General features: G+C 73.9%; 26 protein-coding genes. 18 read left to right on the top strand and 8 right to left on the bottom strand.

Translation table 11 applies throughout. From position 1 onward, the window contains the following. The first annotated feature begins 236 nt into the window (after window positions 1-236). The 10 genes from ACGFYU_RS34225 to ACGFYU_RS34180 all read left to right on the top strand — a co-directional run bounded on the left by ACGFYU_RS34225 (window position 237) and on the right by ACGFYU_RS34180 (window position 11,334). Window positions 237-2,210, top strand: coding sequence for a tetratricopeptide repeat protein (locus ACGFYU_RS34225; protein ID WP_393831200.1), 1,974 nt, complete (start codon window positions 237-239; stop codon window positions 2,208-2,210). 153 nt (window positions 2,211-2,363) lie between these two features. Continuing rightward, window positions 2,364-3,479, top strand: coding sequence for an alanine dehydrogenase (gene ald / locus ACGFYU_RS34220; RefSeq protein ID WP_382649441.1), 1,116 nt, complete (start codon window positions 2,364-2,366; stop codon window positions 3,477-3,479). Window positions 3,480-3,895: 416 nt separating this feature from the next. Continuing rightward, complete coding sequence (locus ACGFYU_RS34215; protein ID WP_393831199.1) at window positions 3,896-4,933, top strand: ParA family protein; 1,038 nt, start codon at window positions 3,896-3,898, stop codon at window positions 4,931-4,933. Then, on the top strand, window positions 4,918-5,421 hold the full coding sequence (locus ACGFYU_RS34210) for a hypothetical protein (RefSeq protein WP_393831198.1): 504 nt from the start codon (window positions 4,918-4,920) through the stop codon (window positions 5,419-5,421). The genes ACGFYU_RS34215 and ACGFYU_RS34210 overlap by 16 nt, the downstream gene beginning before the upstream one ends. Before the next feature lie 230 nt (window positions 5,422-5,651). Beyond that, complete coding sequence (locus ACGFYU_RS34205) at window positions 5,652-6,728, top strand: segregation/condensation protein A (protein WP_393831197.1); 1,077 nt, start codon at window positions 5,652-5,654, stop codon at window positions 6,726-6,728. Next, window positions 6,725-7,360: an SMC-Scp complex subunit ScpB gene (gene scpB / locus ACGFYU_RS34200; RefSeq protein ID WP_393831196.1), complete on the top strand. Its 636-nt coding sequence runs from the start codon at window positions 6,725-6,727 to the stop codon at window positions 7,358-7,360. The genes ACGFYU_RS34205 and scpB overlap by 4 nt, the downstream gene beginning before the upstream one ends. Then, window positions 7,360-8,664 (top strand): pseudouridine synthase, encoded by a 1,305-nt coding sequence (locus tag ACGFYU_RS34195; RefSeq protein ID WP_393831195.1) that lies wholly within the window; start codon window positions 7,360-7,362, stop codon window positions 8,662-8,664. The genes scpB and ACGFYU_RS34195 overlap by 1 nt, the downstream gene beginning before the upstream one ends. Window positions 8,665-8,794: 130 nt before the next feature. Continuing rightward, window positions 8,795-9,541: an NUDIX domain-containing protein gene (locus tag ACGFYU_RS34190; RefSeq protein ID WP_393831194.1), complete on the top strand. Its 747-nt coding sequence runs from the start codon at window positions 8,795-8,797 to the stop codon at window positions 9,539-9,541. Between the two features lie 5 nt (window positions 9,542-9,546). After that, window positions 9,547-10,572 carry an ADP-ribosylglycohydrolase family protein gene (locus tag ACGFYU_RS34185; RefSeq protein WP_393831193.1) on the top strand — a complete coding sequence of 342 codons (1,026 nt, stop codon included), beginning with the start codon at window positions 9,547-9,549 and terminating at the stop codon, window positions 10,570-10,572. 3 nt (window positions 10,573-10,575) lie between these two features. After that, window positions 10,576-11,334, top strand: coding sequence for a DNA polymerase beta superfamily protein (locus tag ACGFYU_RS34180; RefSeq protein WP_393831192.1), 759 nt, complete (start codon window positions 10,576-10,578; stop codon window positions 11,332-11,334). On the opposite strand, the gene ACGFYU_RS34175 is transcribed toward ACGFYU_RS34180, so the two are convergent. The 3 genes from ACGFYU_RS34175 to ACGFYU_RS34165 all read right to left on the bottom strand — a co-directional run bounded on the left by ACGFYU_RS34175 (window position 11,323) and on the right by ACGFYU_RS34165 (window position 12,946). Further along, complete coding sequence (locus tag ACGFYU_RS34175; protein ID WP_393831191.1) at window positions 11,323-12,003, bottom strand: DNA polymerase beta superfamily protein; 681 nt, start codon at window positions 12,001-12,003, stop codon at window positions 11,323-11,325. The genes ACGFYU_RS34180 and ACGFYU_RS34175 overlap by 12 nt on opposite strands. A 27-nt stretch (window positions 12,004-12,030) precedes the next feature. After that, window positions 12,031-12,522: a Rieske (2Fe-2S) protein gene (locus ACGFYU_RS34170; protein WP_393831190.1), complete on the bottom strand. Its 492-nt coding sequence runs from the start codon at window positions 12,520-12,522 to the stop codon at window positions 12,031-12,033. Window positions 12,523-12,604: 82 nt separating this feature from the next. Next, the gene (locus ACGFYU_RS34165) at window positions 12,605-12,946 is read right to left on the bottom strand and encodes a DUF952 domain-containing protein (RefSeq protein ID WP_393831189.1); all 342 of its coding nucleotides are present in this window, start codon (window positions 12,944-12,946) and stop codon (window positions 12,605-12,607) included. Window positions 12,947-13,083: 137 nt separating this feature from the next. Between ACGFYU_RS34165 and ACGFYU_RS34160 the strand changes: the two genes are divergently transcribed. From ACGFYU_RS34160 to der, 5 genes are all read left to right on the top strand, one after another. Next, entirely contained in the window at window positions 13,084-13,518 is a 435-nt protein-coding gene (locus tag ACGFYU_RS34160) for a YidB family protein (protein ID WP_393831188.1), read from the top strand. A 124-nt stretch (window positions 13,519-13,642) separates the two neighbouring features. Then, a complete protein-coding gene (locus ACGFYU_RS34155) occupies window positions 13,643-14,731 on the top strand; it encodes a prephenate dehydrogenase (RefSeq protein WP_393831187.1) in 1,089 nt (362 codons plus the stop codon). 233 nt (window positions 14,732-14,964) lie between these two features. After that, complete coding sequence (cmk, locus tag ACGFYU_RS34150; RefSeq protein ID WP_393831186.1) at window positions 14,965-15,663, top strand: (d)CMP kinase; 699 nt, start codon at window positions 14,965-14,967, stop codon at window positions 15,661-15,663. Next, entirely contained in the window at window positions 15,618-16,307 is a 690-nt protein-coding gene (locus ACGFYU_RS34145; RefSeq protein ID WP_393831185.1) for a lysophospholipid acyltransferase family protein, read from the top strand. The genes cmk and ACGFYU_RS34145 overlap by 46 nt, the downstream gene beginning before the upstream one ends. Before the next feature lie 76 nt (window positions 16,308-16,383). Further along, window positions 16,384-17,844: a ribosome biogenesis GTPase Der gene (gene der / locus ACGFYU_RS34140; protein ID WP_393831184.1), complete on the top strand. Its 1,461-nt coding sequence runs from the start codon at window positions 16,384-16,386 to the stop codon at window positions 17,842-17,844. A gap of 15 nt (window positions 17,845-17,859) precedes the next feature. On the opposite strand, the gene ACGFYU_RS34135 is transcribed toward der, so the two are convergent. Beyond that, window positions 17,860-18,249 (bottom strand): hypothetical protein, encoded by a 390-nt coding sequence (locus ACGFYU_RS34135; RefSeq protein ID WP_393831183.1) that lies wholly within the window; start codon window positions 18,247-18,249, stop codon window positions 17,860-17,862. 157 nt (window positions 18,250-18,406) lie between these two features. Next, window positions 18,407-19,219 carry a hypothetical protein gene (locus ACGFYU_RS34130; RefSeq protein ID WP_393831182.1) on the bottom strand — a complete coding sequence of 271 codons (813 nt, stop codon included), beginning with the start codon at window positions 19,217-19,219 and terminating at the stop codon, window positions 18,407-18,409. Between the two features lie 297 nt (window positions 19,220-19,516). Here ACGFYU_RS34130 and ACGFYU_RS34125 point away from each other — a divergent pair, with 297 nt between their 5' ends. Then, window positions 19,517-20,269, top strand: coding sequence for a transglycosylase family protein (locus tag ACGFYU_RS34125; RefSeq protein ID WP_393831181.1), 753 nt, complete (start codon window positions 19,517-19,519; stop codon window positions 20,267-20,269). A 122-nt stretch (window positions 20,270-20,391) separates the two neighbouring features. Here ACGFYU_RS34125 and ACGFYU_RS34120 read toward each other — a convergent pair whose 3' ends face one another. Genes ACGFYU_RS34120 through ACGFYU_RS34110 form a run of 3 tightly spaced genes read right to left on the bottom strand, consistent with a single transcriptional unit; the run spans window position 20,392 to window position 24,273 of the window. After that, window positions 20,392-21,045: an ATP-binding cassette domain-containing protein gene (locus ACGFYU_RS34120; protein ID WP_393831180.1), complete on the bottom strand. Its 654-nt coding sequence runs from the start codon at window positions 21,043-21,045 to the stop codon at window positions 20,392-20,394. Next, entirely contained in the window at window positions 21,035-23,878 is a 2,844-nt protein-coding gene (locus ACGFYU_RS34115) for an ATP-binding cassette domain-containing protein (RefSeq protein ID WP_393831179.1), read from the bottom strand. The genes ACGFYU_RS34120 and ACGFYU_RS34115 overlap by 11 nt, the downstream gene beginning before the upstream one ends. Beyond that, window positions 23,866-24,273: a hypothetical protein gene (locus tag ACGFYU_RS34110; RefSeq protein ID WP_393831178.1), complete on the bottom strand. Its 408-nt coding sequence runs from the start codon at window positions 24,271-24,273 to the stop codon at window positions 23,866-23,868. The genes ACGFYU_RS34115 and ACGFYU_RS34110 overlap by 13 nt, the downstream gene beginning before the upstream one ends. Before the next feature lie 86 nt (window positions 24,274-24,359). Between ACGFYU_RS34110 and ACGFYU_RS34105 the strand changes: the two genes are divergently transcribed. Next, window positions 24,360-24,872: a hypothetical protein gene (locus ACGFYU_RS34105; RefSeq protein ID WP_393831177.1), complete on the top strand. Its 513-nt coding sequence runs from the start codon at window positions 24,360-24,362 to the stop codon at window positions 24,870-24,872. After that, window positions 24,853-26,136 carry an ABC transporter substrate-binding protein gene (locus ACGFYU_RS34100; RefSeq protein WP_393831176.1) on the top strand — a complete coding sequence of 428 codons (1,284 nt, stop codon included), beginning with the start codon at window positions 24,853-24,855 and terminating at the stop codon, window positions 26,134-26,136. Before ACGFYU_RS34105 ends, ACGFYU_RS34100 begins: the two co-directional genes overlap by 20 nt. Window positions 26,137-26,164 lie beyond the last annotated feature (28 nt).

Genomic DNA, 26,164 nt, shown 5'->3' with positions numbered 1-26,164 from the left:
GGGCGCTTCCAGCCTCGCCGGCGTTTGAGGCGTGGGGTCTGGGGGCGGAGCCCCAGGGAACGGTGGAAGGGCGGGTAGGGGGCTGCTCCGCGCAGCGGCCGACGGGGTCCGTCTGAAAGTGGGACCATCCGCTGATCCGATCAGGGGATATGTCCGCCGCGCTCCACACGGCTCGTCGCTCTGCGTGAACTACGCTCGGGATCCCCGAAGGGCAGGGGCAGGAGAGGAGCGGATCCGTGGCGGATTTCGTCGGGCGGCGGCGTGAGCTCAAGGAGCTGCGCGAGGACATCGCACGGACCGGGCTCGACACCCTCTCCGGCCGCAAGGCCAAGGCACCCCGCGCGCGCGTCCTGCTGATCGCCGGGCGGCCGGGGTCCGGGCGGACCGCGCTGGCCGAGGCGTTCGTGCGGGAGGTCGCCGAGCAGTATCCCGACGGCGTGCTCCGGACGCGGCTCACCGCTCCCGGCGGGGAGACCGTCGCCACCGAGCGGGCCGTCCGGGGGCTGATCGAGGGGCTCGGGCAGAGCACACCCCCCGGCGCCGCGGAGGACGAGCTCAGCTCCGCCCTGCGCACCGCGCTCGACGGCCGCCGGGTGATCATCCTGATCGACGACGCCGACGATCCGCACCAGGTCGACGCCCTGCTGCCGGACACCCCCGAGTGCCTCGTCGTCGTCACCGCCGAGGGTCCGCTCACCGGGATTCCCGACGTGCGCCCCTGCACCCTCGGCGGGCTGGACACCCCCGCCGCCGTCCGGATGCTCGCCCACCGCATCGGTGACATCCGCGTCACCGTCGACCCCCGCGCCGCCGAGGCCCTCGCCGAGGAGTGCGGGGGCCAGCCCGCCGCGCTCGCCCTCGTGGGCGGCTGGCTCGCGGCCCACCCCAAGGCCGCCGTCGCCGACGTGGCCAAGCAGCTGCACGACATGCCCGCGAGCACCGGCGGACCGCTCGGCCGCGCGTTCCGGCTCGTCTACGAGTCCCTGCCGCAGCCCGCCCAGCGGACCCTGCGGCTCCTGCCGCTCGCCCCCGCCGGAGTCGTCGACTCGCACACCGCGTCCGCCCTCGCCGGCTGCTCGGTGGCCGCGGCCCAGTCCACGCTGGACGATTTCGCCGGGCTGGGCCTGCTGCGCCCCGCCCACGACGGCCTCTTCCTGCTGCCCGGCTGCCTGGCCCCCCTGCTCCAGGCGCTGCTGGAGACCAAGGAGCGCCTGGCCGAGGTCCAGCTCGCCCGGGCCCGGATGCTGGAGCGCGCCGTACGGCTGCTGCACTCCTGCCGGGTCATGGCGGAGGCGGACGAGGACGGTGTGCTCGGGCTGTCTGAGAAGCTGGACGGGTTCCCGCGCGCCCTGCGCTTCCCCGACCGGCGGGCCGCCGCCACCTGGCTGGACACCCGGCTGCCCGCCCTCTCCGCCGCGGCCTCCCTCGCGGTGGCCGACGGTGAGCTGGACACCCTGGCCCGCCGCCTGGTCGCAGGCCTCGTACGGGCCCTCGCGGAGCACCGCGGCACCGCCGCTGCCGCCCCCGAGCTGTATGGGCTGCACCGCCTGGTCCTGGACGTGGCCGAGCGCCGCGGCCTGCACCGGGAGCAGGCCGCCGCGCTCCTGAACCTGGCCGACCTGGACGCCGAGACCGGCCGGACCCGGGAGGCACTGGAGCGCTACCGGGCCGCGCTGGACGCGGGACGGGCCGCGAATGACCCGTACGCCACCGGCCGCGCGATGGAATCCGTAGGCGGCGCCTATCAGGAGCTGGCGGACTGGCACCGGGCCTCCGACTGGTTCGGCCGGGCACTCGCCCAGGCGCACGCCCGGGAGGAGCGCGAGGACGAGGCGCGGCTGTACGGGCGGCTCGGAAACGTACACACGTACGCGGGCCGGTACGGGGACGCGCTGCGCAGCTGGCGGGCCGCCGCCGCGGGGTACCGGCGGCTGGCCGATGTCCCGGGCCAGGCAAAGGCGTTGAGCGAGATGGCCAGGGTCCAGGAGTACGCCGGACGGCCCGAGGAATCCCTGCACACCTGCCGCGAGGCGGTGGAGCTCGCGCGGCGTGCCGGGGACCAGCGGCTTCAGGCCGCGCTCCAGGTCCGGCTGGCCGACACGCTCGACCGGCTGGGCGACCCGGCGGCCGCCAGACTGCACCGTTCCGCGGCCGACAGATTGCTGGGCGACGACCCCGCAGCCTGCGAAATCCGCAGTGGTTCGGACTAAGATTATTGGTTTGCAAGGCTAGACAGCGCCTCATCCTTCATTAGACTGGCTTCACCACGTCATCCTGTGGTGCATCCCGTTGCGCGTTCTTGTGGGCGGGTATGTATGGAAGTGCCCCCGTTATTCCCCCTGAGTCAAGGACCGTGATCGACGATGAAGGTCGGCATCCCCCGCGAGGTCAAGAACAACGAGTTCCGCGTGGCCATCACCCCCGCCGGTGTCCACGAGCTCGTCCGTAACGGCCACCAGGTCTTCATCGAGCAGAACGCCGGTGTGGGCTCCTCCATCACCGACGCCGAGTACGTCTCGGCCGGCGCCGAGATCCTCGGTACCGCCGACGAGGTCTGGGCGACCGCTGATCTGCTGCTGAAGGTCAAGGAGCCGATCGCGGAGGAGTACCACCGCCTCCGCAAGGACCAGACCCTCTTCACCTACCTGCACCTCGCGGCCTCCCGCGAGTGCACGGACGCCCTGCTGGAGTCCGGCACCACCGCCATCGCCTACGAGACGGTCGAGCTCGCCAACCGCGCGCTGCCGCTGCTCGCCCCGATGTCCGAGGTCGCGGGCCGCCTGGCCCCGCAGGTCGGCGCCTACCACCTGATGCGCTCGGCCGGCGGCCGCGGCGTCCTCCCGGGCGGTGTCCCCGGCACCCACGCCGGCGAGTGCGTCGTCATCGGCGGCGGCGTCTCCGGCTGGAACGCCGCGCAGATCGCCATCGGCATGGGCTTCCACGTGACCCTGCTCGACAAGGACATCAACAAGCTCCGCGAGGCCGACAAGATCTTCGGAACGAAGATCAAGACGATCGTCTCCAACGCCTACGAGCTGGAGAAGGCCGTCATCGAGGCCGACCTCGTCATCGGCGCGGTGCTGATCCCGGGTGCGAAGGCCCCGAAGCTGGTCACCAACGAGCTCGTCGCGAAGATGAAGCCCGGAAGTGTCCTTGTCGACATTGCGATCGACCAGGGTGGCTGCTTCGAGGACTCCCGTCCGACCACCCACGCCGAGCCGACCTTCCAGGTCCACAACTCGGTCTTCTACTGCGTCGCCAACATGCCGGGCGCGGTGCCGAACACCTCCACCTACGCCCTGACCAACGCCACGCTGCCCTACATCGTGCAGCTCGCGAACCTCGGCTGGGTCGAGGCGCTGCGTCGTGACCCGGCGCTCGCGCTGGGCCTCAACACCCATGACGGCCAGGTCGTTTACGGCCCGGTCGCCGAGGCCCACGGTCTCGAGACCCTCGAGCTGAGCACGCTGCTCGGCTGAAACGTCAACGACTGACGTCAATCTCACGTATCCGGCCGGACCTTGCCCGCAAGGTCCGGCCGGACGCGTTTGCCGCGTGCCCGCGGACCCGGCTCAACTCGCCTCGAACGTAACCCTTTAACCCTTTCGCACACCCGCGAAACTTCGCGGTGGCAGCCCGTACGCCCTTGACAGAGTGGTGTTCGGTTGCCGACACATCGTGCCGGGTCCGGCGGATTGTGTTGCCGCTGAGTGGTGACACGCCATAGAGTCGCCAACCGTCGGCATGGTGCCACGCTGACCTATCGATAAGTGTCCTGGTCACGTCCGAGGAGGTAAGACGACTTGTGAATGAGTCGACATTTGCTCCTGGGGGTGGTCGAGGGCTCGAAGCTGTCGGCTCCGTCGCAGTCCGCACCTTCGCAAACCACCAGCACATGACGACGCCCCAAAAGAGCATGGACGGCCTAGACGTGAACTCCAGGGCCGGCGACCTGAGCGGCGAAAAGCCCGTGGGTTTCGCCGACTACGACAATGTGCCCGAGGGGCACTTCTACGACCCCGACGCGGAGTACGAACCGGACCCCGAGTACGCGGCCACCCTCGCCCCCGACGCTGCCCGCCAGCGCCGCGAGCGGATCGGCCCGACCGGACGCCCGCTCCCGTACTTCCCCATCCCGGGTCCGCTGACCGACCACGGTCCGGCGAAGATCATCGCGATGTGCAACCAGAAGGGCGGCGTGGGCAAGACCACGTCGACCATCAACCTGGGTGCCGCGCTCGCCGAGTACGGGCGCCGCGTGCTGCTCGTCGACTTCGACCCGCAGGGCGCGCTGTCCGTGGGTCTCGGCGTGAACCCGATGGAACTCGATCTGACGGTCTACAACCTGCTCATGGAGCGGGGCATGTCGGCCGACGAGGTGCTGCTCAAGACGGCGGTCCCCAACATGGACCTGCTGCCGAGCAACATCGACCTGTCCGCCGCGGAAGTGCAGTTGGTCAGCGAGGTCGCGCGCGAGTCGACCCTCCAGCGGGCCCTGAAGCCCCTGATGGCCGACTACGACTACATCGTGATCGACTGTCAGCCCTCGCTCGGCCTGCTGACCGTGAACGCCCTGACGGCGGCTCACAAGGTCATCGTGCCGCTGGAATGCGAGTTCTTCGCACTGCGCGGTGTGGCGCTGCTGACCGAGACCATCGAGAAGGTGCAGGAGAGACTCAACCCCGAGCTGGAGCTCGACGGCATCCTCGCCACCATGTACGACTCCCGTACGGTGCACAGCCGCGAGGTGCTGGCGCGCGTCGTCGAGGCCTTCGACGACCACGTCTACCACACGGTCATCGGCCGTACGGTGCGCTTCCCGGAGACCACGGTCGCCGGCGAGCCGATCACGACGTACGCCTCCAACTCCGTCGGCGCCGCCGCCTACCGCCAGCTGGCCAGGGAGGTGCTCGCCCGGTGTCACGCCGAGTGAGTCTGCCCGGAGCCGACGAACTGTTCCGCACGACAGGGGGGATGGCCCTCCAGTCGTCCTCGCCGCGGCGCGGGGCCGAGGAGGCACCCGGCGCGGAGCACTCGGCCGCCGCCTCGGCGGACGGCACGGCGGGGGAGGGCCGCAGCCGGGAGGCTGCGGCCGGCACGGAGCCCGGCGTGGGCGCACCCCGGCGGTCGCAGGAAGGTTCTGTCAACGGAACCTCCCCGTCGGACCGGCGGGGCAAGGGCCAGGGCCGCGGCTCGAACCGGCGCCCCAGCGGGCGCGAGCGGCACGACGAGAAGATCACGGTCTACGTCTCCGCCGAGGAGCTCATGGACCTGGAGCACGCGCGGCTGGTACTGCGCGGCGAGCACGGCCTGGCCGTCGACCGCGGCCGCATCGTCCGCGAGGCGGTGGCGGTCGTCCTCGCGGACCTGGAGTCCCGCGGCGACGCCAGCATCCTGGTCCGCCGCCTCCGCGGCCGCTGACCCTTGGGCTGCGCCGCCGCCGGGTCGTATCCGGCTGAGCCGCGCTGTCGGGTGCGGCGCCGTTGCGGGGGCTCCGCCCCCGAACCCCCGCGCCCCCATCGCCGGCGGGCTGGATCTTGCCGGCGTACGGCCGTCATGTGCGGCTCACCACCCGGCGGGGTGCCCGGCCGTGCGGGCGGGTCCCGCCGTACGCTGCCCGGACGACCTTTCCGTACCACCCTGGACCCGCGATGCCCCCGAACGACGACGCCGCCTTCCCCCGGACTCCGTCCGGAGGGGCCTCCCGGGCCCGCCGGAGCCTGGGCCGCGGCCCAGGGGCGCCTGCGGTGCCCGTCGGCCCGGCAGGGCCCGCTGCGGGGCCGCAGACGGCCGGTGTCCCGGCGGAGCCCCGGGACACCCCCCGAGCTCCTCACGGGCCCGCTGCGGGGCCTGACGGGGCCGCCGAGGCGCCTGACGCGGAGCGCGCCGCCGGGCGGGGCGAGGACCCGGAGACCGCCGGCCCCGCCGGAGGCGAGGGGCGGTTCACGCTGCGGCTCGCCAACTTCGAGGGGCCGTTCGATCTGCTGCTCCAGCTGATCTCCCGGCACAAGCTCGACGTCACCGAGGTCGCGCTGTCCAAGGTCACCGACGAGTTCATGGCGCACATCCGGGCCATGGGCCCCGACTGGGACCTCGACCAGACCACCGAGTTCCTCGTGGTCGCCGCCACCCTGCTCGACCTGAAGGCCGCCCGGCTGCTGCCGGCCGCCGAGGTCGAGGACGAGGCCGACCTCGCCCTGCTGGAGGCCAGGGACCTGCTCTTCGCGCGCCTGCTCCAGTACCGGGCGTACAAGCGCATCGCCGAGATCTTCGAGGAGCGCGGCGAGGCCGAGGCCCGCCGCTACCCGCGCACCGTGGGGCTGGAGCCGCACCACGCCGACCTGCTCCCCGAGGTCGTCATCAGCATCGGCGCCGAGGGCTTCGCGCGCCTCGCCGTCAAGGCCATGCAGCCCAAGGCCAAGCCCCAGGTGTACGTGGACCACATCCACGCACCGCTCGTCAGCGTGCGCGAGCAGGCCGGGCTCGTCGTACGGATGCTGAAGGCCCGCGGGGAGGCCACCTTCCAGGAGCTGACCGAGGACGCCGGCGACACCCTCACCGTCGTCGCCCGCTTCCTGGCCCTCCTGGAGCTCTACCGCGAGAAGGCGGTGGTCCTCGATCAGGAGGAGGCCCTGAAGACCCTGACCGTCCGCTGGAGCGGCGGGGACGGCGACGGCATGCCGACCGTGACCGACGAGTTCGACCAGATCGTGGAGGCGAAGGAATGAGCGGCGACGCGGGCGCGGTGGCCGCGCTGGAACTGAAGCCGGCCCTGGAGGCCGTCCTCATGGTCGTCGACGAGCCGGCGACCGAGGCGCACCTCGCCAAGGTGCTGGAACGGACCCCGCGCGAGGTCGCGGAAGCCCTGCGCGAGCTCGCCGACGAGTACACGGTCCAGGGCCGCGGCTTCGAGCTCCGGCTCGTCGCCGGCGGGTGGCGCTTCTACAGCCGGGCCGCCTACGCCCCGGCCGTCGAGGGCTTCGTCCTGGACGGCCAGACGGCCCGGCTCACCCAGGCGGCGCTGGAGACCCTCGCGGTCGTCGCGTACCGGCAGCCGGTGAGCCGCTCGCGCGTCTCGGCGGTCCGCGGAGTCAACTGCGACGGGGTGATGCGGACCCTCCTCCAGCGGGGTCTGGTGGAGGAGGCGGGGACGGAACCCGAAACAGGTGCGATCCTGTACAGGACGACGAACCACTTTTTGGAGCGGATGGGCCTGCGCGGCCTGGACGAGCTCCCGGAGCTCGCGCCCTTCCTCCCCGAGGCGGAGGCGATCGAAGCCGAGACGCAAGAAGGTGTGCCGTCGTTCGATCCGGACGCACCGGACACTGATGAAGACGACGACAAGACGACGGACATTTGATGCGAAGCAACGGCAACGGCGGCGGCAACAGGAACAGCGGCGGCGGGGGTGGCGGACGCGGTAACTCCCGCGGCGGCAGCTCCTCCTCGGGCGGTGGCGGTTACCGCGGCGGCAGCTCCTCCGGCGGCGGTGGCTACCGCGGCGGCTCCTCCTCGGGCGGTGGCGGTTACCGCGGCGGCGGCTCCTCGGGCGGTGGCGGCTACCGCGGCGGCTCCTCCTCCGGCGGCGGCTACCAGGGCGGCGACTCGCGCGACCGCGACCAGGCGCCCCAGCGCCCCCGCAAGCCCCGTCCCGAGGAGCGCCGCTACGACGTCGGCCCCGAGGGCGAGCGCAGCGGCCGCTCCGGCCCCAAGGCCGGCGGTGGCGGTGCCCGCGGCGCGGCCGCGCGCGGTGGCGCCAAGGGCGGCCCCAAGACCTCCAAGACGCCCGGCATCGGCGGGGCCGGCGGCCCGCGCCGCGGCCCGGGCAGCCGCAGCGGCCAGTCCCGTCCGCGTGAGCTGGACGCGCGCATCGAGGAGCGCGTGCGCGACCGGTACGCCGACAAGCCCGTGATCAAGACCCCGAAGACCTTCCCGGGCGCCGAGGAGGAGGGCGAGCGCCTGCAGAAGGTCCTCGCCCGCGCCGGCATGGGCTCGCGCCGCGCCTGCGAGGAGCTGATCGAGCAGGCCCGCGTCGAGGTCAACGGCGAGATCGTGCTGGAGCAGGGCAAGCGCGTCCAGCCGAAGGACGAGATCAAGGTGGACGGCCTGACCGTCGCCACCCAGTCGTACCTGTTCTTCGCGCTGAACAAGCCGGCCGGTGTCGTCTCCACGATGGAGGACCCGGACGGCCGCCAGTGCCTGGGCGACTACGTCACCAACCGTGAGACGCGTCTCTTCCACGTCGGCCGGCTCGACACCGAGACCGAGGGCATCATCCTGCTCACCAACCACGGCGAGCTGGCCCACCGCCTCACGCACCCGAAGTACGGCGTGCAGAAGACGTACGTGGCCGCCATCACCGGCTCGCTGCCGCGCGACATCGGCAAGCGGCTCAAGGACGGCATCGAGCTGGAGGACGGCTGGGCCCGCGCCGACAACTTCCGCGTCGTCGACCAGGTCGGCAAGAACTACATGGTCGAGGTGACCCTGCACGAGGGTCGCAAGCACATCGTCCGCCGCATGCTGGCCGAGGCGGGCTTCCCCGTCGACAAGCTCGTCCGGACCTCCTTCGGCCCGATCGAGCTCGGCGACCAGAAGTCCGGCTGGCTGCGCCGCCTGACCAACACCGAGGTCGGCATGCTGATGCGCGAGGTCGGTCTGTAGTACCGCAGTACCGCCCGATCCCGGAGCGAGAGCCCGCAGTGCCCCAGGCACTGCGGGCTTTTCGCTTGTCCGGCGCCACCGTCGCTGTTTATAGTCAATATGACCATTAAAGAGCTCGGAGGAGGTCGTCATGAGCTGGACCCACGGGGGTGGACCAGGCTATGAACCCTCCGCCTTCGAGCCGTTCGCGGTGACCGTCGACCTCGCGGTGTTCACCGTGCGGGGCGGGCGGCTGCACGTCCTGCTGATCCGGCGCGGACAGGAGCCGTACGCGGGGGCCTGGGCGCTCCCCGGCGGCTTCGTCCTGCCCCGGGAATCCGCGGAGACCGCCGCCCGCCGCGAACTGGCCGAGGAGACCGGCCTGTCGGCGGAGCTGGTGGCCGGCCTGCACCTGGAGCAGCTGCGCACGTACAGCGAGCCGGACCGCGATCCCCGGATGCGGGTGGTCTCGGTGGCCTTCACCGCGCTGGTCCCGGACCTGCCGGAGCCGGCGGCCGAGGGCGGCGGCGACGCGGCCGGGGCCCGCTGGCAGCCGGTGGGGGAGGTCCCCGGCCTGGCCTTCGACCACGCGGTGATCCTGGCCGACGCGCGGGAGCGGATCGGCTCGAAGCTGGAGTACACCTGCCTGGCCACCGCCTTCTGCCCGCCCGAGTTCACCCTCGGGGAGCTCCAGGCCGTCTACGAGACCGTCTGGGACACGGTCCTCGACCGCCCCAACTTCCGCCGCAAGGTCCTGGCCACGGCCGGTTTCGTCGAGGCCGTACCGGGAGCCGCCCGGCTCACCGGCGGACGCGGCAAACCGGCCGCGCTCTACCGGCCCGGACCGGCGACCACCCTCCACCCGCCCCTGCTCCGCCCCACGGAAGGACGACGATGACGACGATGACGAGGTCGACGCGCACGAAGCGAGCGGCGACGGGCGCGCTGATCGGCCTGGCCCTGGGCGACGCCCTCGGCTTTCCGACGGAGTTCAACGACGTGCCCTCGATCCTGGCCAAGACCGGCCCGTGGCGGGAGATGAGGCTGCCCCGCCCGGCGATCGTCACGGACGACACCCAGATGACCCTCGCCCTCGCGCGCGGCATCCGCACGGCGCAGGAGCGCGGCCGGGTCGGGCCGCTGCGGCTGACCCGGCCGGTGCGCGAGGAGTACGTCGAGTGGTACCGCTCCCCGGAGAACAACCGGGCCCCGGGCCGCACCTGCATGACCGCCTGCATGCTGCTGACGAAGCCCGAGCGGGACTGGCGCGACGCCAGCCAGATCGGCTCCAAGGGCTGCGGCGCGAACATGCGGGTGGTGCCGGTGGGGCTGGTGCCGGGCTGGACCGAGGAGGAGCGGGCCGGCGCCGCCCAGCTCCAGTCGGCCCTCACCCACGGCCACCCGACGGCCCTCGCCGCCTCCGACCTGACCGCGCGCGCGGTGTACCTGCTGGCGCAGGGCACCGAGGTGACGGGCCTGGTCGGGCGGCTGCGCTCGTACGCCCTGGAGAACCGCACCCGCTACCACGAGCGCTGGCTCGGCGACCTCTGGACGCGGACCGCCTCCGACGCCTCGCCCGAGTCCTTCATCGCGCGGGGCTGGGACGAATGCCTGGCGGCCCTGGACCGGCTGGCGGCCGCCCTGCGCAGCCCGTCCCCCGAGACCGACCCCTGCCTGACCACGGGCGACGGCTGGATCGCGGAGGAGGCCCTGGCCACCGCCCTCCAGTGCTTCCTGCTCTTCCCGGACGAACCCCTCCTGACCCTGCGCCGCGCGGCCTGCACCCAGGGCGACTCCGACTCCATAGCCTGCCTGGCCGGCGCCTTCGCGGGCGCCCACCTCGGCGCGGACGTCTGGCCCCGCGACTGGGAGGGCCGCATCGAGTACCGCGACGAACTCCTGGCCTTCGGCGCCCTCTGGGATGCTTGATCCATGCTGGACGCACTGAGCCTCGACCTGACCCCCGTCGTGGCGGAGCAGCCCGACCCGCTGCTCTTCGCCACGGTGTCGGGCGCCCACCTGTACGGCTTCCCGTCCCGGGACTCCGACATCGACCTGCGGGGCGCCCATCTGCTCCCGGCGCAGGCCCTCCTGGGCCTGCGCGAACCGGAGGAGACCCGCACCCGCATGTGGGACCGGGACGACGTGGAGATGGACCTCGTCACCCACGACCTGCGCAAGTTCGTCCGCCTGATGCTGAACCGCAACGGCTACGTCCTGGAGCAGCTGCTGTCCCCGCTGGTGGTCCACACGACACCCGCGCACGCGGAACTGATCGAGCTGGCCCCGGGCGTGCTGACCTCCCACCACGCCCACCACTACCGGGGCTTCGCCAACACCCAGTGGCGGCTCTTCGAGAAGACCGCCGAACTCAAGCCGCTGCTCTACACCTTCCGGGCCCTGCTCACCGGGATCCACCTGATGCGGTCGGCCGAGGTGCAGGCGCATCTGCCGACCCTGCTGGCCGAGGTGCCGGAGGCGCCCGGCTTCCTGGCCGGGCTGATCGAGGCCAAGGTGGCCGCCGAACACGGGGCGTACGAGGGTCCGGCCGAGGGCCGGGTGCGGGAGGGGTTCGAGGCGCTGCACGCGGTGCTGGACGCCGCGCAGGCGGGCACCGCGCTGCCGGAGCACCCGTCGGCGTACGACGCCCTCGACGAGCTCGTCGTACGGCGCCGGACGCTACGCGGCTGACGCGCGGCGGGCGCGGACGAGGAAGTCCTGTACGCGGGCCAGGTCCGGATCCGCGGGGAGCGGGGTGGCGGCGAGCGCGGTCTCGGTCTCCGCGACGAGGCGGGACATCCAGGTGTCGACCTCGTCCCAGCCGATCTCGCCGCGCCGGACCGCCAGGAGGCGGTCGCGGTGCGGGCCCGCGTCGAGGACCAGGCGGCCCGTGCGCAGCAGGTCGCGGCAGGACAGGAGCAGGCGCAGCAGGTGCATGGCGTGCTTCCAGCGCGGGGCGCCGTGGTTGCGGACGTCCGCGAGGAGTTTGCCGCGCTGGGAGTCGGCGTAGCGGCTGAAGCTGGTGTGGGCCCGGCGGGAGAGGAAGGCCTCGCGGAGAGAGAGGAGCTCCTCGCCGACCGGGGTGACGTGCTCCACCAGCGGGGAGTGCAGGCACTCCAGGATGTTCGGGTTGGCGCGCAGGGCCAGTTCGCAGAAGCGCTCCAGCTCCCAGGAGAACTCCTCGTCCCGAGGGCCCTCCACGTGCGTGGGGGGCTTCTCGAAACGCCAGAACAGGGGCGTCGGGGCGAGGTAGACACCGCGCCGGTCGGTGTCGCTCGCCTCCGTCGCCAGCCCGAACGCCCGGGAGCCCATCACGCACCGGTAGACCGTGTGGTCCCGTACCAGCGTCAGATCGTCCATCCAGGGAGCCTAGGCACCCCACCGCCGCTAGGCGAGCGAGATATTGCCGTCCGCGGCGACCGTGATCTTCGTCTCCGCGAGCGGGCGGGTGGCCGGGCCGTGGGCCACCGCGCCGTCCGCCATCTGGAACTTGCTGCCGTGGCAGGGGCAGTCGATGGTGCCGGCCTCCACCTTGTTCACGAGGCAGCCCTGGTGGGTGCAGACCGCCGTGAAGCAGCGGAAGGACCCGGCCGTGGGCTGGGTGACGACCAGCTTCTCCTCCTTCAGGATCGTGCCGCCGCCGACGGGCACGTCCGCGGCCTTGGCGATGACCTTGCCGGCGCCCGCGGGCTGGGAGGCCGGGGCGGAAGCGGTCGCGGACGCGGTTTCGGCGGGTGCCGACGAGGTGGCCGCGGCCGACCCGTTCTCGCCCGGCTTCGCGCCGCCGTCGTTTCCGCAGGCGGCGAGGGCGCCGCCCGCCAAGGTGGCGGCGCCCGCCGCCAGTACGGTGCGCCGGGCGGTGCGCGTGGGGTCGCTCATCGGTTTCTCCTCGCATTGTGGCCGGATGGGCGTGCAGCATCCTGGCCTGCGGCGGGCCTCTGGAGAAGCCCGCCGCGCCGTTTCAGTGGCCCGGCTGCCACGGTGCCAGTGAGGCAGGACTGCCGGGTGTGCGTACGACCTCCCACACGTGGATCACGGCGTCCCGGTTCAGCGGACCGTGCACGTGCGGGTAGCGGCCGCCGGATTCACCCTCGCGGCGGACCTCCGCCGTGAGGGCGTCCTCGTCGAGTTCCAGCGCGAGCAGGGTCCCGGGCAGCTCCCGGTACCGCGCCTCGACGATCGCCAGAGCCGTCGCCCGGTCCGCCGAACAGTGCACGAAACCCTCGGAGTCGAGCGAGGGCGGGGCGTACGGAAGGTCGGGCGCGGTGGTCCAGTCGGTGAGCGGGACGATGTGGAAGATCATGCCGATCGTTCTACCGCAGCGGTCGGGGAGCCGTGCGCCAGGTGGCAGCAGCACCCGGTATGGGCGACATTGTCCGTGTCTCGAAGCCGGGTACGGCGCTGTCCGCGCGGCCCGGTCCCTCTTCGAAAGGCATGATCATGGCGGGTAATGACCTCGGCTCCCTTCTCGGCGGCCTCCTCGGGGGCGGCAGTGGCGGCCAGGGCGGCGGCAACATCCTCGGCTCGCTGCTCGGCGCGCTCATGGGCGGCGGCGCAGGTGGCGGCGGTGCGCAGGCGGCCGGGAACGGCAATCCGCTCGGCGGTCTGCTGGACATGCTCAACAAGTCCGGCCTTGCCGGCCCGGCGCAGTCCTGGGTCGGTACGGGCGAGAACCAGCAGGTCAGCGGCGCGCAGATCCAGGAGGCGCTGCCGGCCGACACCCTGCAGAAGGTCGCGCAGGACGCGGGCGTCAGCCCGCAGCAGGCCGCCGACCAGATCGCGCAGACCCTGCCGCAGGTCGTCGACAAGCTGACGCCGAACGGCCAGATGCCCTCGGAGTCGCTGGAAGAGATCATCAAGGCGCAGAATCTCTGACCCCGCGGCCGGCGAGGGCCCGGCGGCCCGTCCCACGGGATGGCCTGCCGGGCCCTCGTGCTGCCGACTCTGGCTACCCTGGCCGGGCAGAGTCCGTGATCCCTTACGCACCCCTGGAGCGCCCGTGAGAACCGCCGTCGTCATCGGAACCGGACTGATCGGCACCTCCGCGGCTCTCGCCCTGTCCGGCCGCGGGATCACCGTCCACCTCGTCGACCACGACGCGGCCCAGGCCCACACGGCCGCCGCCCTCGGGGCGGGCACGGACGAGCCGTTCGAGGGCCAGGTCGACCTCGCGATCATCGCCGTACCGCCGGCCCACGTGGCCGCGACCCTCGCCGACGCGATCGGGCGGGGCATCGCGCGGGCGTACGTGGACGTGGCCAGCGTCAAGGGCGGGCCACGGCGGGAGCTGGCGGCGCTCGGCGTGGACACCTCCGCGTACATCGGTACGCACCCCATGGCGGGCAAGGAGCGCTCCGGCCCGCTCGCGGCGACCGCTGACCTCTTCGAGGGCCGGCCGTGGGTGCTGACCCCGACCCGGGACACCGACCACGAGGTGCTGAACCTGGCGCTGGAGCTGGTGTCGCTGTGCCGGGCCGTACCGGTGGTGATGGACGCCGACGCGCACGACCGGGCGGTCGCGCTGGTCTCGCACACCCCGCAGCTGGTGTCGAGCATGGTCGCGGCGCGGCTGGAGGACGCCGACGAGACGGCGGTCCGGCTGTGCGGACAGGGCATCCGGGACGTCACGCGGATCGCGGCGTCGGACCCGGGGATGTGGGTGGAGATCCTGTCGGCGAACCCGGGCCCGGTGGCCGATGTGCTCGCGGGGATCGCGGCCGACCTGGAGGAGACCGTGGAGGCGCTGCGGGGTCTCCAGTCCGCCGACGAGGAGAAGCGGCGGGGCGGCGCGGCGGGCATCGAGGACGTGCTGCGGCGCGGGAACGCGGGGCGGGTGCGGGTGCCGGGCAAGCACGGTGCCGCGCCGGCGGTGTACGAGACGGTGGCCGTGCTCATCAGTGACCAGCCGGGGGAGCTGGCGCGGATCTTCGCCGACGCGGGGCGGGCGGGGGTCAACATCGAGGACGTGCGGATCGAGCACGCGACGGGCCAGCAGGCCGGCCACGTACAGCTGATGGTGGAGCCGCGTGCGGTCGCCGCCCTGACCGCCGAGCTGCGGGAGCGGGGCTGGGCGCTGCGGCAGCAGTAGGCGGGTGCGGCGCCGCTGCCGGGGGCTCTGCCCCCGCACCCTCCCCCAGACTTCGTCCGGGGGGACCCCCAGCGCCTCGAACGCCGGCGGGGCTGGATTTTGCGCGCCTGAGTGCGCGGGTGCGGCTCCATGCCGAGTACGCGGGATCCGGGGGTGTCGGGGGCCGGTAACCTTGGGGAGGGGCGCTTTGGCGCGCCCGGACACGTACGCGCAACCAGGAAGGTGCCCGCACCGTGGAAACCGCAGCTCCGTCCGCCGTGATCGTCGCCATCGACGGTCCCTCCGGCACGGGCAAGTCCAGCACCTCCAAGGCCGTGGCCGCCAAGCTCGGGCTGCGCTACCTGGACACCGGCGCCCAGTACCGGGCCATCACCTGGTGGATGATCACCAACGGCGTCGACACCGACGACCCGCAGGCCGTCGCCGTCGCCTCCGGCAAGCCCTCCATCGTGTCCGGTACGGACCCGGCCGCGCCGACGATCACCGTCGACGGCCTGGACGCCTCCGGCCCGATCCGCACCCAGGAGGTCACCTCCAAGGTCAGCGCCGTCAGCGCCGTCCCCGAGGTGCGCACGCTGATCACCGAGCTGCAGCGGTCCATCGCCGCCCAGGCGGACGGCGGGATCGTCGTCGAGGGACGGGACATCGGCACCACCGTCCTGCCCGACGCCGACCTCAAGGTCTTCCTCACCGCCTCGCCCGAGGCGCGCGCCGCCCGGCGCAGCGGTGAGCTCCGCGGCAAGGAGGCCGCCGACCTCGCGGCCACCAGGGAGGCGCTGATCAAGCGCGACGCGGCCGACTCCGGCCGCAAGACCTCCCCGCTGGCCAAGGCCGACGACGCCGTCGAGGTGGACACGACCGACCTCACGCTGGACCAGGTCATCGAGTGCGTCGTCACCCTGGTGGAAGAGAAGCGGGCGGGGCGCAAGTGAGCCATACGCCCTCCCTCAAGGGTGCGGCGGTCGGCAGGCGCATCGGCATCGGGCTCATGTACGGGCTGTGGAAGCCCCGCGTGCTCGGCGCCTGGAAGGTGCCCGCCTCCGGACCTGTCATCCTTGCGGTGAACCACTCGCACAACATAGACGGCCCGATGGTGATGGGGACGGCTCCGCGTCCCCTGCACTTCCTGATCAAGAAGGAAGCGTACGTAGGCCCGCTCGCCCCCTTCCTCGAAGGGATCGGGCAGGTCAAGGTCGACCGCTCCGGCGCCGACCGCACGGCGATAAGCCGCGCGCTCGCGGTGCTCGACAACGGCGGGGCCCTGGGGATCTTCCCCGAGGGCACCCGGGGCGAAGGCGACTTCGCCTCGCTGCGCGCCGGGCTCGCGTACTTCGCGGTCCGCAGCGGTGCGCCCATCGTGCCGGTGGCCGTCCTGGGCAGCGGCGACACCCGGGGGCGGCTCGTCAAGGGGCTGCCGGCCTTCAAGAGCCGGGTCGACGTCGTCTTCGGCTCGGCCTTCGACGCGGGAGACGGCAGTGGCCGCCGTACCCGTACCGCGCTGGACGAGGCCACCGTACGCATCCAGGACCGGCTGACCGCCCACCTGGCCGACGCCAAGCGCCTGACCGGGCGCTGAGCGAGACTTGACCCTAGTAGTGGAGCCGCGCTGCGCGGGTACCACCGATCACCACGAACGACGAGGAACGGACTTCATGAACGACCAGCACGACCACGGAGCACTTGGCGATGCCGAGTACGCGGAGTTCATGGAGCTCGCCGCGGAAGAGGGCTTCGACATCGAGGATGTCGAAAGCGCCATCGACGAGGCGGCCGCCGGCCCCCTCCCCGTCCTCGCCGTCGTCGGTCGGCCGAACGTCGGCAAGTCGACCCTGGTGAACCGCATCATCGGCCGTCGCGAGGCGGTCGTCGAGGACAAGCCCGGCGTCACCCGCGACCGCGTGACCTACGAGGCCGAGTGGGCCGGCCGCCGCTTCAAGGTCGTCGACACCGGCGGCTGGGAGCAGGACGTCCTCGGCATCGACGCCTCCGTCGCCGCCCAGGCCGAGTACGCCATCGACGCCGCCGACGCCGTCGTCTTCGTCGTCGACGCCAAGGTCGGCGCCACCGACACCGACGAGGCCGTCGTCCGCCTGCTGCGCAAGGCCAAGAAGCCCGTCGTGCTGTGCGCCAACAAGGTCGACGGCCAGAGCGGCGAGTCCGACGCGGCCTCCCTGTGGTCGCTGGGCCTCGGCATGCCGCACCCGGTCTCCTCGCTGCACGGCCGCGGCACCGGCGACATGCTGGACGCCGTCCTCGAAGCCCTTCCGGAGGCCCCCGCGCAGACCTTCGGCGGCGCCGCCCTCGGCGGCCCGCGCCGCATCGCGCTGATCGGCCGCCCGAACGTGGGCAAGTCCTCGCTGCTCAACAAGGTCGCGAAGGAGGAGCGGGTCGTCGTCAACGAGCTGGCCGGCACCACCCGCGACCCGGTCGACGAGCTGATCGAGCTCGGCGGCGTCACCTGGAAGTTCGTCGACACCGCGGGCATCCGCAAGAAGGTCCACCTCCAGCAGGGCGCCGACTACTACGCCTCGCTGCGCACGGCCGCGGCCGTAGAGAAGGCGGAGGTGGCGGTCGTCCTGATCGACACCACCGAGTCCATCAGCGTCCAGGACCAGCGCATCATCACCATGGCCGTCGAGGCGGGCCGCGCGATCGTGATCGCCTACAACAAGTGGGACGAGCTCGACGAGGAGCGCCGCTACTACCTCGAGCGCGAGATCGAGACCGAGATGCAGCAGGTCTCCTGGGCGCCCCGGGTGAACGTCTCGGCGCTCACCGGCCGCCACATGGAGAAGCTGGTCCCGGCGATCGAGACCGCCCTCGCGGGCTGGGAGACGCGCGTCCCCACCGGCCGGCTGAACGCCTTCCTCGGCGAGGTCGTCGCCGCCCACCCGCACCCGATCCGCGGCGGCAAGCAGCCGCGCATCCTGTTCGGGACCCAGGCGGGCAGCAAGCCCCCGCGCTTCGTCCTCTTCGCCTCCGGCTTCCTGGAGCACGGCTACCGGCGCTTCATCGAGCGCCGGCTGCGCGAGGAGTTCGGCTTCGAGGGCACCCCGATCCACATCTCGGTGCGGGTGCGCGAGAAGCGCGGCGCCCAGCACAAGAAGAAGTAGGAGGCGGTTCCGGGGTCAGTAGCCCCGGCGCGGAGCGGGCGGCAGGGCCGCCGGGATGTGCGTCATCCCGGTCTGGTGCTGCCGCCCGCTCGTGTACGCGGGGCTCCCGGTGCCCTGGCCCGCGTAGGCGTACGAGTGGGCGGGCTGCGGGGTGTACGAGGGCTGCCAGCTGTCGGCCTGCTGCTGCCACGGGGATGAGGAACCGTTCCAGCCGCCGGTGCCGCTCCCGCCGGTGTAGGCGCCGCCGTACGAGAAGGCCGTGAAACCGAGTTCCTCCTCGCCCGTCCGGTCGCCCGGCAGGGCCCGGAAGGAGCGCAGGTACTCCGAGTACAGCGCGTCGTAGATCGGGGTGTGCGAGACGGGGCTCGTACGGGACGTGGCGCGGGAGGAGTCGTATGGATGCACGTATCAGCCAACGAAACCGGGGCGCTGCGGATGCGGGCTGACGGGGCTCAAAACACAGATCGCCGGGGGTGCGCGGGACGGACCGCGCACCCCCGGCGCACGCCGCCCCGGCCCCCTGGCGAGGGGGTCGGGACGACAGCTTCGGGAGGCCGAAGGGTCAGGCGGCCGGGGTGCCGGCCAGGGGCATCGAGGCGGCCACGAGCTTGCCGCCGGCGGCGGCCTTGTCGAGCGCGTCGCGCAGCAGGTCCTCGCGGGGCTGCTGGCCGATGGAGCCGACCGGGGCGGCGTAGATGAGGACGCGCTGGGTCTTGTTGACGGCGGCCCGCCACCCGTCGGTGACCGACAGGGCCTGGTGCGCCTGCCACCAGGCGACCTGGCCGGCGCCGTCGGTGCCCGGCTGGAGCACGGCGTGCAGCTGGCCGCCGGCGAGCAGGACCGACCAGCCGCCGAGGGCGGTGGGGACCTCGGACAGGTCGGTGACCGGGATGAAGCCCTGCTCGATGAGGAGCGGGAGGAAGTCGTCGCCGGGGCCGTCGCTGCCGGGGCGGGCGATCGGCGCGGTCGGCTCGACGACGAGGGCGGGGTGCAGCTCGCCGGCGATCAGGATCAGGCCGCTGGTGATGCCGAGGACGGCCTGGCCGCCGGGCACGTTCTGCGGGGCCGCGCCGGGGGCGGGCGCGGCGGGGGCGGGGCTGTCGCCCGTGATGCTGCGGACGGCGCCCTGCAGCTGCTCCTCGGAGACGGTGACGACCTGCGAGGGGATGCAGGTGGCGTGGGCGAAGGCGAGGACGGCGGTCTCCTCGCCGACGAACAGCACCGTGCTGGTGCGGTCGTTCTCGGGGTCGCCCGGGGTGCGGCAGGAGGTGCAGTCGTAACTGCGCGGCGCGTCCTCGCCGACGAGCAGCCTGTCGGCTTCTTCGTCACCGATCTCGGCACGTACCTCATCACTGACGTCGAGCATGCGCGGCACGGGGTGGCTCCTCGGCATAGGTGCGTGGGCCGGGTGGTTCCCGGCTCGCCGGGCTCAACGGGGGAGCGGCGGCCGGGGTCACGCCGTTTGAGGGAACGGATTCGAACCTGGCCCCCGAAGGAGTGAACCGTCCGACCGGGGCTTCGTTTTCGTGCCAACTGTTTTCTGATTGTGCGCAGTTGATGTCCGGGGATGGCTGTTTGGGGGAAGGGGTGCGGGTCGGCCGAGCGGGTGGGGTGCGGGGGAGTGCCGCGTGGCGGGCCGGGAGGGCGCCGGGGGGCTCCGTAGCGTGACCCGATGCACAGGCCGAGCATCGGGCGGGCCGCGCGGGTGGCGGCCGCCGCGCTGGTCCTCGTACTGCCGCCGGACGCCGCGGTGGCCGCGGCCGTTGCCCCGCCGCCGCCCGCGCCCGGGCCGGCCGGGGCGGCGCACCCCGGATCGCCGGGCGTGATCGGTACCGGCCCCGGGGACTGCGGGCCGGGCGGGGCGTGGCCGTGGGACTGCGTGGCCGACTGCGAGAGCGGGGGCCGCTGGGCGGTGAACACGGGCAACGGCTTCTACGGGGGGCTGCAGTTCCGGCAGCCGACGTGGGAGGAGTACGGGGGGCTGGTGTTCGCGGGGCGGGCCGATCTGGCGAGCCGGGGGCAGCAGATCCGGGTCGCGGAGGACGTGATCGGCGGGCAGGGGTGGGGCGCGTGGCCGGTGTGCTCGAAGCGGTACGGGCTGGCGGGGCGGATGCACGTGGTGCGGGCCGGGGAGACGCTGGTGTCGATCGCGCGCCGGCACCGGGTGAAGGGCGGCTGGCGGACGCTGCACGAGGCGAACCGGGCGGTGCTCGGCGACCGCCCGGCGTCCCTCCGCGTGGGCATGCTCCTCACCCTGCCCCCCACGCCCCCAGCGGTCCCGAAGCCCCCGCCCCCTACGGGCTCGAAGCTCCCGCCCCCACCCGGCCCGGTACCCCCAGCCCCCACCGGGGCGAAGCCGCCGGGCCCCGCGGGGTCGTGGACGCCGGCTCCTGCTGGGGCGAAGCCGCTGGCCACCACGGCGTAGAGGCTCCCGGCCCCGCCGGCTCCCGCCGGGCCGCCGGGCCCTGCGGGACGAGGACCTCGGCCCCTGCCGGGGCGAAGCCGCCGGGCCCCGCGGGGGCGTAGATGCCGGTTCCTGCCGGGAGGCTAAGCGCGCTCCGTGGCCTCGGCGGTGAAGGTAAGGGTGCCGCGGCGGAGTTCGTGGATCAGGACCTTGGGGCGCGCCAGCGCCGGGGGGAGGTGCTGCTCCGCCAGGACCACGGCGGCGCCCGCGGCGGCCCGTTCGGCGAGGAGCGCGTACGTGCGGGCCGCTACGGGCGCGGACATGCCCTGGGTGGGCTCGTCCAGGAGCAGTACGGTCCCGGGCGGGCTGAGCAGGGCCCGGGAGACGGCGAGCATGCGTTGTTCGCCGCCGGACAGGGTGCCGGCGGTCCGGGCGAGGAGGGCCTCCAGGGCCGGATACGCGTCGAGCGCGGCCCCGTGCCGCACAGCGGCGAGCTCCAGGTTCTCCGCGACGGTGAGCGACGGGTACACGGCCTGCCGGTCCGGTACGAAGCACAGCCCGCGCCGGGCGCGGTCGTGGGCCGGGAGCCGCGTGACGTCGGCCGCGCGCCAGAGCACGCTGCCGGAGCTGAGCGGGACCGCTCCGGCGAGGGCGCGCAGGGCGGTGGTGCGGCCGGCGCCGTTGCGGCCGAGCAGCAGGGTGAGGGTTGCGGCGGGGACGGGCAGGTCGATGCCGTGCAGGGCTTCGAGGGGGCCGTAGCGGACCCGGGCGGCGCGCAGCGCCATCTCAAGTGCCATGGAGCCGGCCGTCCTCGAGCGTGTGCACGGTGTCGGCGAGGGCGGCGATCAGGTCCAGGTCGTGCTCGATGACCACGAGGGCCGTCCCGTCGGCGGCGAGGGCCCGCAACACCTGGCCGAGCGCGGCCACTTCGGCGGCGTCCAGCCCGGCGGTGGGCTCGTCGAGCAGCAGTACGCGCGGGGAGCCGGCCAGCGCCCGCGCGAGTTCCGTGCGGCGCAGGACGCCGGTGGGGAGGCGGGCGGCGGGGGAGTCCCGCTCGGGGAGGAGCCCGAACAGGCGCAGCGCGCGCAGGGTCTCGGCGCCGGCGGGTTCGGCCTCGCCCGCCGGACGGCGGCCCTGCTCCTCCCCGACGCGGACGTTTTCGGCGACGGTCAGGGTGGCGAAGACGGCGGGCTGCTGGAAGGTCCGGGCCAGCCCGAGCCGGGCCCGGGCGTGCGGGGGGAGCCGGGTGACGTCCCGCCCGTCAAGGAGGATCCGCCCCCGGACGCCGTCCCGGAGCGTGCCGGCCAGGCAGTGCAGCAGGGTGGTCTTCCCGGCCCCGTTCTCCCCGACGATCCCGATGATCCGCCCGGCGTACACGTCGAGATCCAGCCCGCGGATCGGCTCCCCGCCGGGATAGCGGACGCCGAGCCCCCGCGCTTGCAGCACCACCCGCGCCATAGCCGCCCCACCGCCCGCGCCCGCGCCTGCGCCCGCGCCTGCGCCCGCGCCTGGGCCTGCGCCCGCGCCTGGGCCTGCGGCTGCGCCTGCGGCTGCGCCCGCGCCTGGGCCTGCGGCTGCGCCTGCGGCTGCGCCTGCGGCTGCGCCGAGGACCGACTCCACTGCCGTGCCCGCGCCGGGGCCCGTGGCGGTCGGGGGAGGCACCCGGGGTGGTCGGGCGGGTGGGCCGGCCGGGTCTCCGCTCCCGGGGCCGGGACCGGGGGTGCGGTGCGGGCCGGGACCGCTCTCGCCGGACGGCCCGCCAGGGCGGCGGCCGACGCCGGCCGGTGTCGTGCCGGGTGGGACGGGCGGGCCGAGTCGGGCGGGTGGGACGGGCGGGTCGGGTCGGCCGGGCAGGGCCGCCGTCAGGCGACCGGCGCCCGGCAGGCGGCGGGTCGCGAGGGTGGCCAGCAGGCCGGCCAGGAGGGCGGTGAGGGCGCCCGGCGCGGCGGTGTCGAGGGCGGTCAGGAGGACGGCCGCGAGGACCGCTCCCAGGAGGCTGTCCGCGCCCACCGCCACCACCACGGCGAACCACAGCAGGCTGCGGACCGGGTCGAAGGACTCGGGGTCGAAGGCCCGTACCCCCATGCCCAGCAGCCCGCCGCCCAGTGCGGCCAGGGCGGCGCCGATGACGAAGGCGAGGATTTTCAGGCGGGGAACGGGGACACCGGCGGCCGAGGCCGCCGCCTCGTGGTCCCGCAGCGCGGCGAAGGCACGGCCCGGGCGGCCGCTCCGCAGGGCCCGTACGGCCGCCAGCGCGGCGGCGAGGACGGCCAGCTCCAGGGCGTAGAACGCCCGGTCGTCGGCGAAGCCGGCCGGGCGGTCCGGCACCAGCCCGGCAGTGGCGTACGGCTGCGCGAACACGAACCGGCTGACCATCACCCCCACGGCCAGCGTGACCAGGGCCAGCGCCAGCCCGCGCCGCCGGATCGCGGGCGCCCCGGTGAGCAGCCCGAGCGGCGCGACGAGCAGGACGCCGAGCGGCAGGGCCACCAGGCCGGGCACTCCGGCGGCGGCCAGGTGGGCCGTGAACAGGGCGCCGAGCCCGGCGTACGCCGCCTGCCCGAGGGCGAGCTGGCCCCCGCGCCCGGTCACCACGACGAGGGAGAGCAGGACCAGCGCCAACGCGGGGACGCGCAGGGCGGTGTCGAGCCCGGAACCGCCGAAGCGGAGGGGGAGCAGCAGCAGCCCGCCCACGGCCGCCCAGACCAGCCCCCGCAGCGGTCCCGTCAGCCGCCAGGCCCGTCCCGCCGGTCCCGTCCGCCACTCGGGGCCGCTCGGCCCCGCGTCCGGTGGCGCGGTCGAACGGGAGGCCGGGAGGAGGGCCGCCACCAGCAGGGCGATCGCGAAGAGGTTGGCGGAGAGGGACTGGAGGAAGGGCGCGGCAAGGCCCTCGGGGTGGAAGCGGGTGAGCTGGGACTGGGCCACGCCGATCGCCAGCGCCACGGCGACGGCCGCGGGCAGGCTCCGCAGCCGGGCGGCCACGGCCACCGCGAGGACCTCCAGGACCAGCAGCGGGAGTCCGTACGGGTCCAGCCGCAGGTACGGCGCGAGCAGGATGCCCGTCAGCCCGGCCGTGGCGGCGCCGAAGACCCAGCCGGCCGCCGCCACCCGGGCCGTGTCGATGCCGCCCAGCATCGCGAGCCCGCGGTTGTCGACCACGGCGCGCAGCTCGCGGCCGAAGGCGGTACGGCCGGTCACCCAGGCCACCAGCAGGGCGAGTACGAGGACGGTCGCCAGCTGCGGCCACGGCTCCGAGCGCAGCAGGACCGGCGCGTCGGCCCGCGCCCCCGGCCCCCAGACGGCCACGGCCACCCCGACGAGCAGGACGAACACGCCGATGGTCGCCGTCAGGGCCCGTGCCTCGTCGCCGCCCGGGACGATGCGGCCCAGCAGCAGCCCGAGGGCGGGCGCGAGGACGAGGACGGTGAGGGCCGCGGCCACCCCCGTCGGCACGGACCAGCCCACCACCAGCTCGCGCATGACGTACGCGCAGACCATGGCCACCGCCCCGTGCGCCAGGTTCAGCACCCCCGTCGCCCGGTGGGTCACGATCAGCCCGATGCCGGTCAGCGCGGCGGCGCTGCCGACCGCCAGGCCGGCGAGGGTGAGCTCGTACGTCAGCGAGGCCACGGAGGCTCACACACCGGGCACGGGGTCAACCCGTCCTCCCCGGTGGCCGGGAGCACTTCCGGGCGGCCGTCGACCAGGGGGCAGTCCGGGCGGTGGGCGAGGGTGCCCCCGGGAACCCGCACCGGAGGCTCCGAGGAGGAGGGGGCCGCAGCGGAGGTGTCCGAGGAGGCGGCGTCCGTGGACGACCCGGGCGGTCCGTCCGCCCGCTCCGGGCGCCGGCCGGCCCCGCCCAGCAACTGCGCCCCCGCGACGATCAGGGCCGCGCCCGGCACCGTGCACGAGGCCAGGTACGGGATCTGCCGTTCCGCGAACCGCTCTCCGGACACCCCGTACCAGCCGGCCACGCACAACAGCGCCCCGACCGCCACCGCGCCGAGGGCCCACACCGTTCGCATCCGACCCCGATTGCACTCTGCCCGGAAGACATCGACCCTGGAATCATCGAGCCGAACGGCTCGCTCGGACACCGGTGGTGAGCCAGATGGACCTGGGCAGACACCCTCGGATCGGCGTGTGGGCCGCGGCCGCCCTCCTGGCCGCCGTTCCCGCCCTCGCGGGATGCTCCTCCGATTCGGGTAACGACGGGGGCGCTGCGAGCCCCTCCGTCAGCGCGCCCGGCGCGCCGACCGGCACGGGACCCGCGGACCCGGCGGCCGCCAAGGCGCAGATCGAGAAGAACTGGGTCGTCTTCTTCGGCCCGAAGACCTCCATGGAGGAGCGGGTCAAGGTGCTGGAGAACGGTGAGACGCTCCAGCCCCTGCTGGCGGGATTCGCCGCCGATCCCATGGCCGCCAAGTCCTCCGCCAAGGTCACCGAGGTGGTCTTCACCTCGCCCACCGAGGCGCGGGTGACGTACGACCTGCTCGTCGGCGACACCCCGGCACTGCCCGGCAGCAAGGGGACCGCGGTGCTCCAGGACGGCGTGTGGAAGGTGTCGGTCAAGACGCTCTGCGGCCTGGTCGAACTCAGCGGCAATGCGGCGCCGGGCTGCTGAAACCCTGCTGCTGGCCGCGCTCCTGACGGCGAGTGCCGGCTGCGGGAGCCGGCTGCCCGAAAGCGACTTCGCACGGGGGCCGGCGAGCGCCGCCGGGAGCGTCCGGGTCGGGATCATCGCCAGCGTCACCAGCCCCGTGGGCGGGGACGCCTTCACCGGCCCCGGCGAGGGCGCCCGCGCCTGGTTCGACGTACTGAACGCCCACGGCGGGCTCGGCGGACGCCCGGTCGAGGTGGTCGGCTGCGACGACGGCGGCAGCGGCATCGGCAGCAACGACTGCGTCCGCCGGCTCCTCGGCGAGAAGAAGGTGTTCGCGCTCGTCGCGACGACCTCCCTGAACTACGCCGGGGCCCCGCAGGTCGACCGGGCGGGCGTGCCCGACATCGGCGGACAGCCCATCGGGACGGCGTACGACACCTACCCGCACCTGTACGGGATCTACGGCAGCCAGGCCCCCCGCGACGGGAAGTCCCCCGGCTGGGGCGGCACCCTCTACGGCGGCACCGAGGTCTACCGGTACTTCAAGCGCGAGCAGGGCGCCCGGACCGCCGCCGTGGTCTCCTACAACCAGGCGGCCTCCGCCGGGTACGCCCGCCAGATCACCCAGGGGCTGCGCGCCGAGGGGTACGAGGTGGTGCCCGAGCAGCTCGACTTCGCGCTGCCCAACTTCCGCGCGGTCGCCGCCGACCTGCGGGCCCGCGGCACGGACCTGGTCTTCGACGCCCTCGACGCGCACGGCAACGCCCGGCTCTGCGCGGCGATGGACGCCGCCGGGGTGCGGGTGACGGCCAAGGTCACCAACGTGCAGAACTGGAACGACCGGGTCGCGGCCGACTACGAGGACGCGCCGGTGTGCCGCAACTCCCTCTGGGTGACCGGTTCGAGCCGCAACCACGCCGACGCCGCCGACCCGGCGGTCGCCGAGTTCCGCGCCGCCCTCGCCGGGGGCGCGGGCCGAGGGCAGGGCTTCTCCCAGTGGCAGCTCGAAGGCTGGGCCGCCGCCATGTGGTTCACCGACGCGGCCCGCTCCTGCCTGCCCGACCTCACTCGTCCGTGTGTCGAGCGGTTCATGCGGCGGGCCGAGCCGTACACCGCGCGCGGGCTGCTGCTCCCGGCCTCCTTCGTCCCCTCGCCGGTCCCGCCCGCCGAGCGCAGGACCTGCCTGTCCGTGGCCCGCTGGCAGGACGGCAAGGGCTGGGTGACCCAGGGCGGCGGCATGAATGCCACCTGCTTCGACGTTCCGCAGCTGCCCTACCGGCCTTAGAGGGCTGTCGGCGGGCGCTGGCAGACTC

Source organism: Streptomyces sp. NPDC048337, assembly GCF_043201175.1.
In the GTDB taxonomy this organism is placed as follows: Bacteria; Actinomycetota; Actinomycetes; order Streptomycetales; family Streptomycetaceae; genus Streptomyces.
The sequence above is the reverse complement of the archived record's forward strand: the minus strand, read 5'-3'. Positions and strand labels throughout refer to the sequence as shown.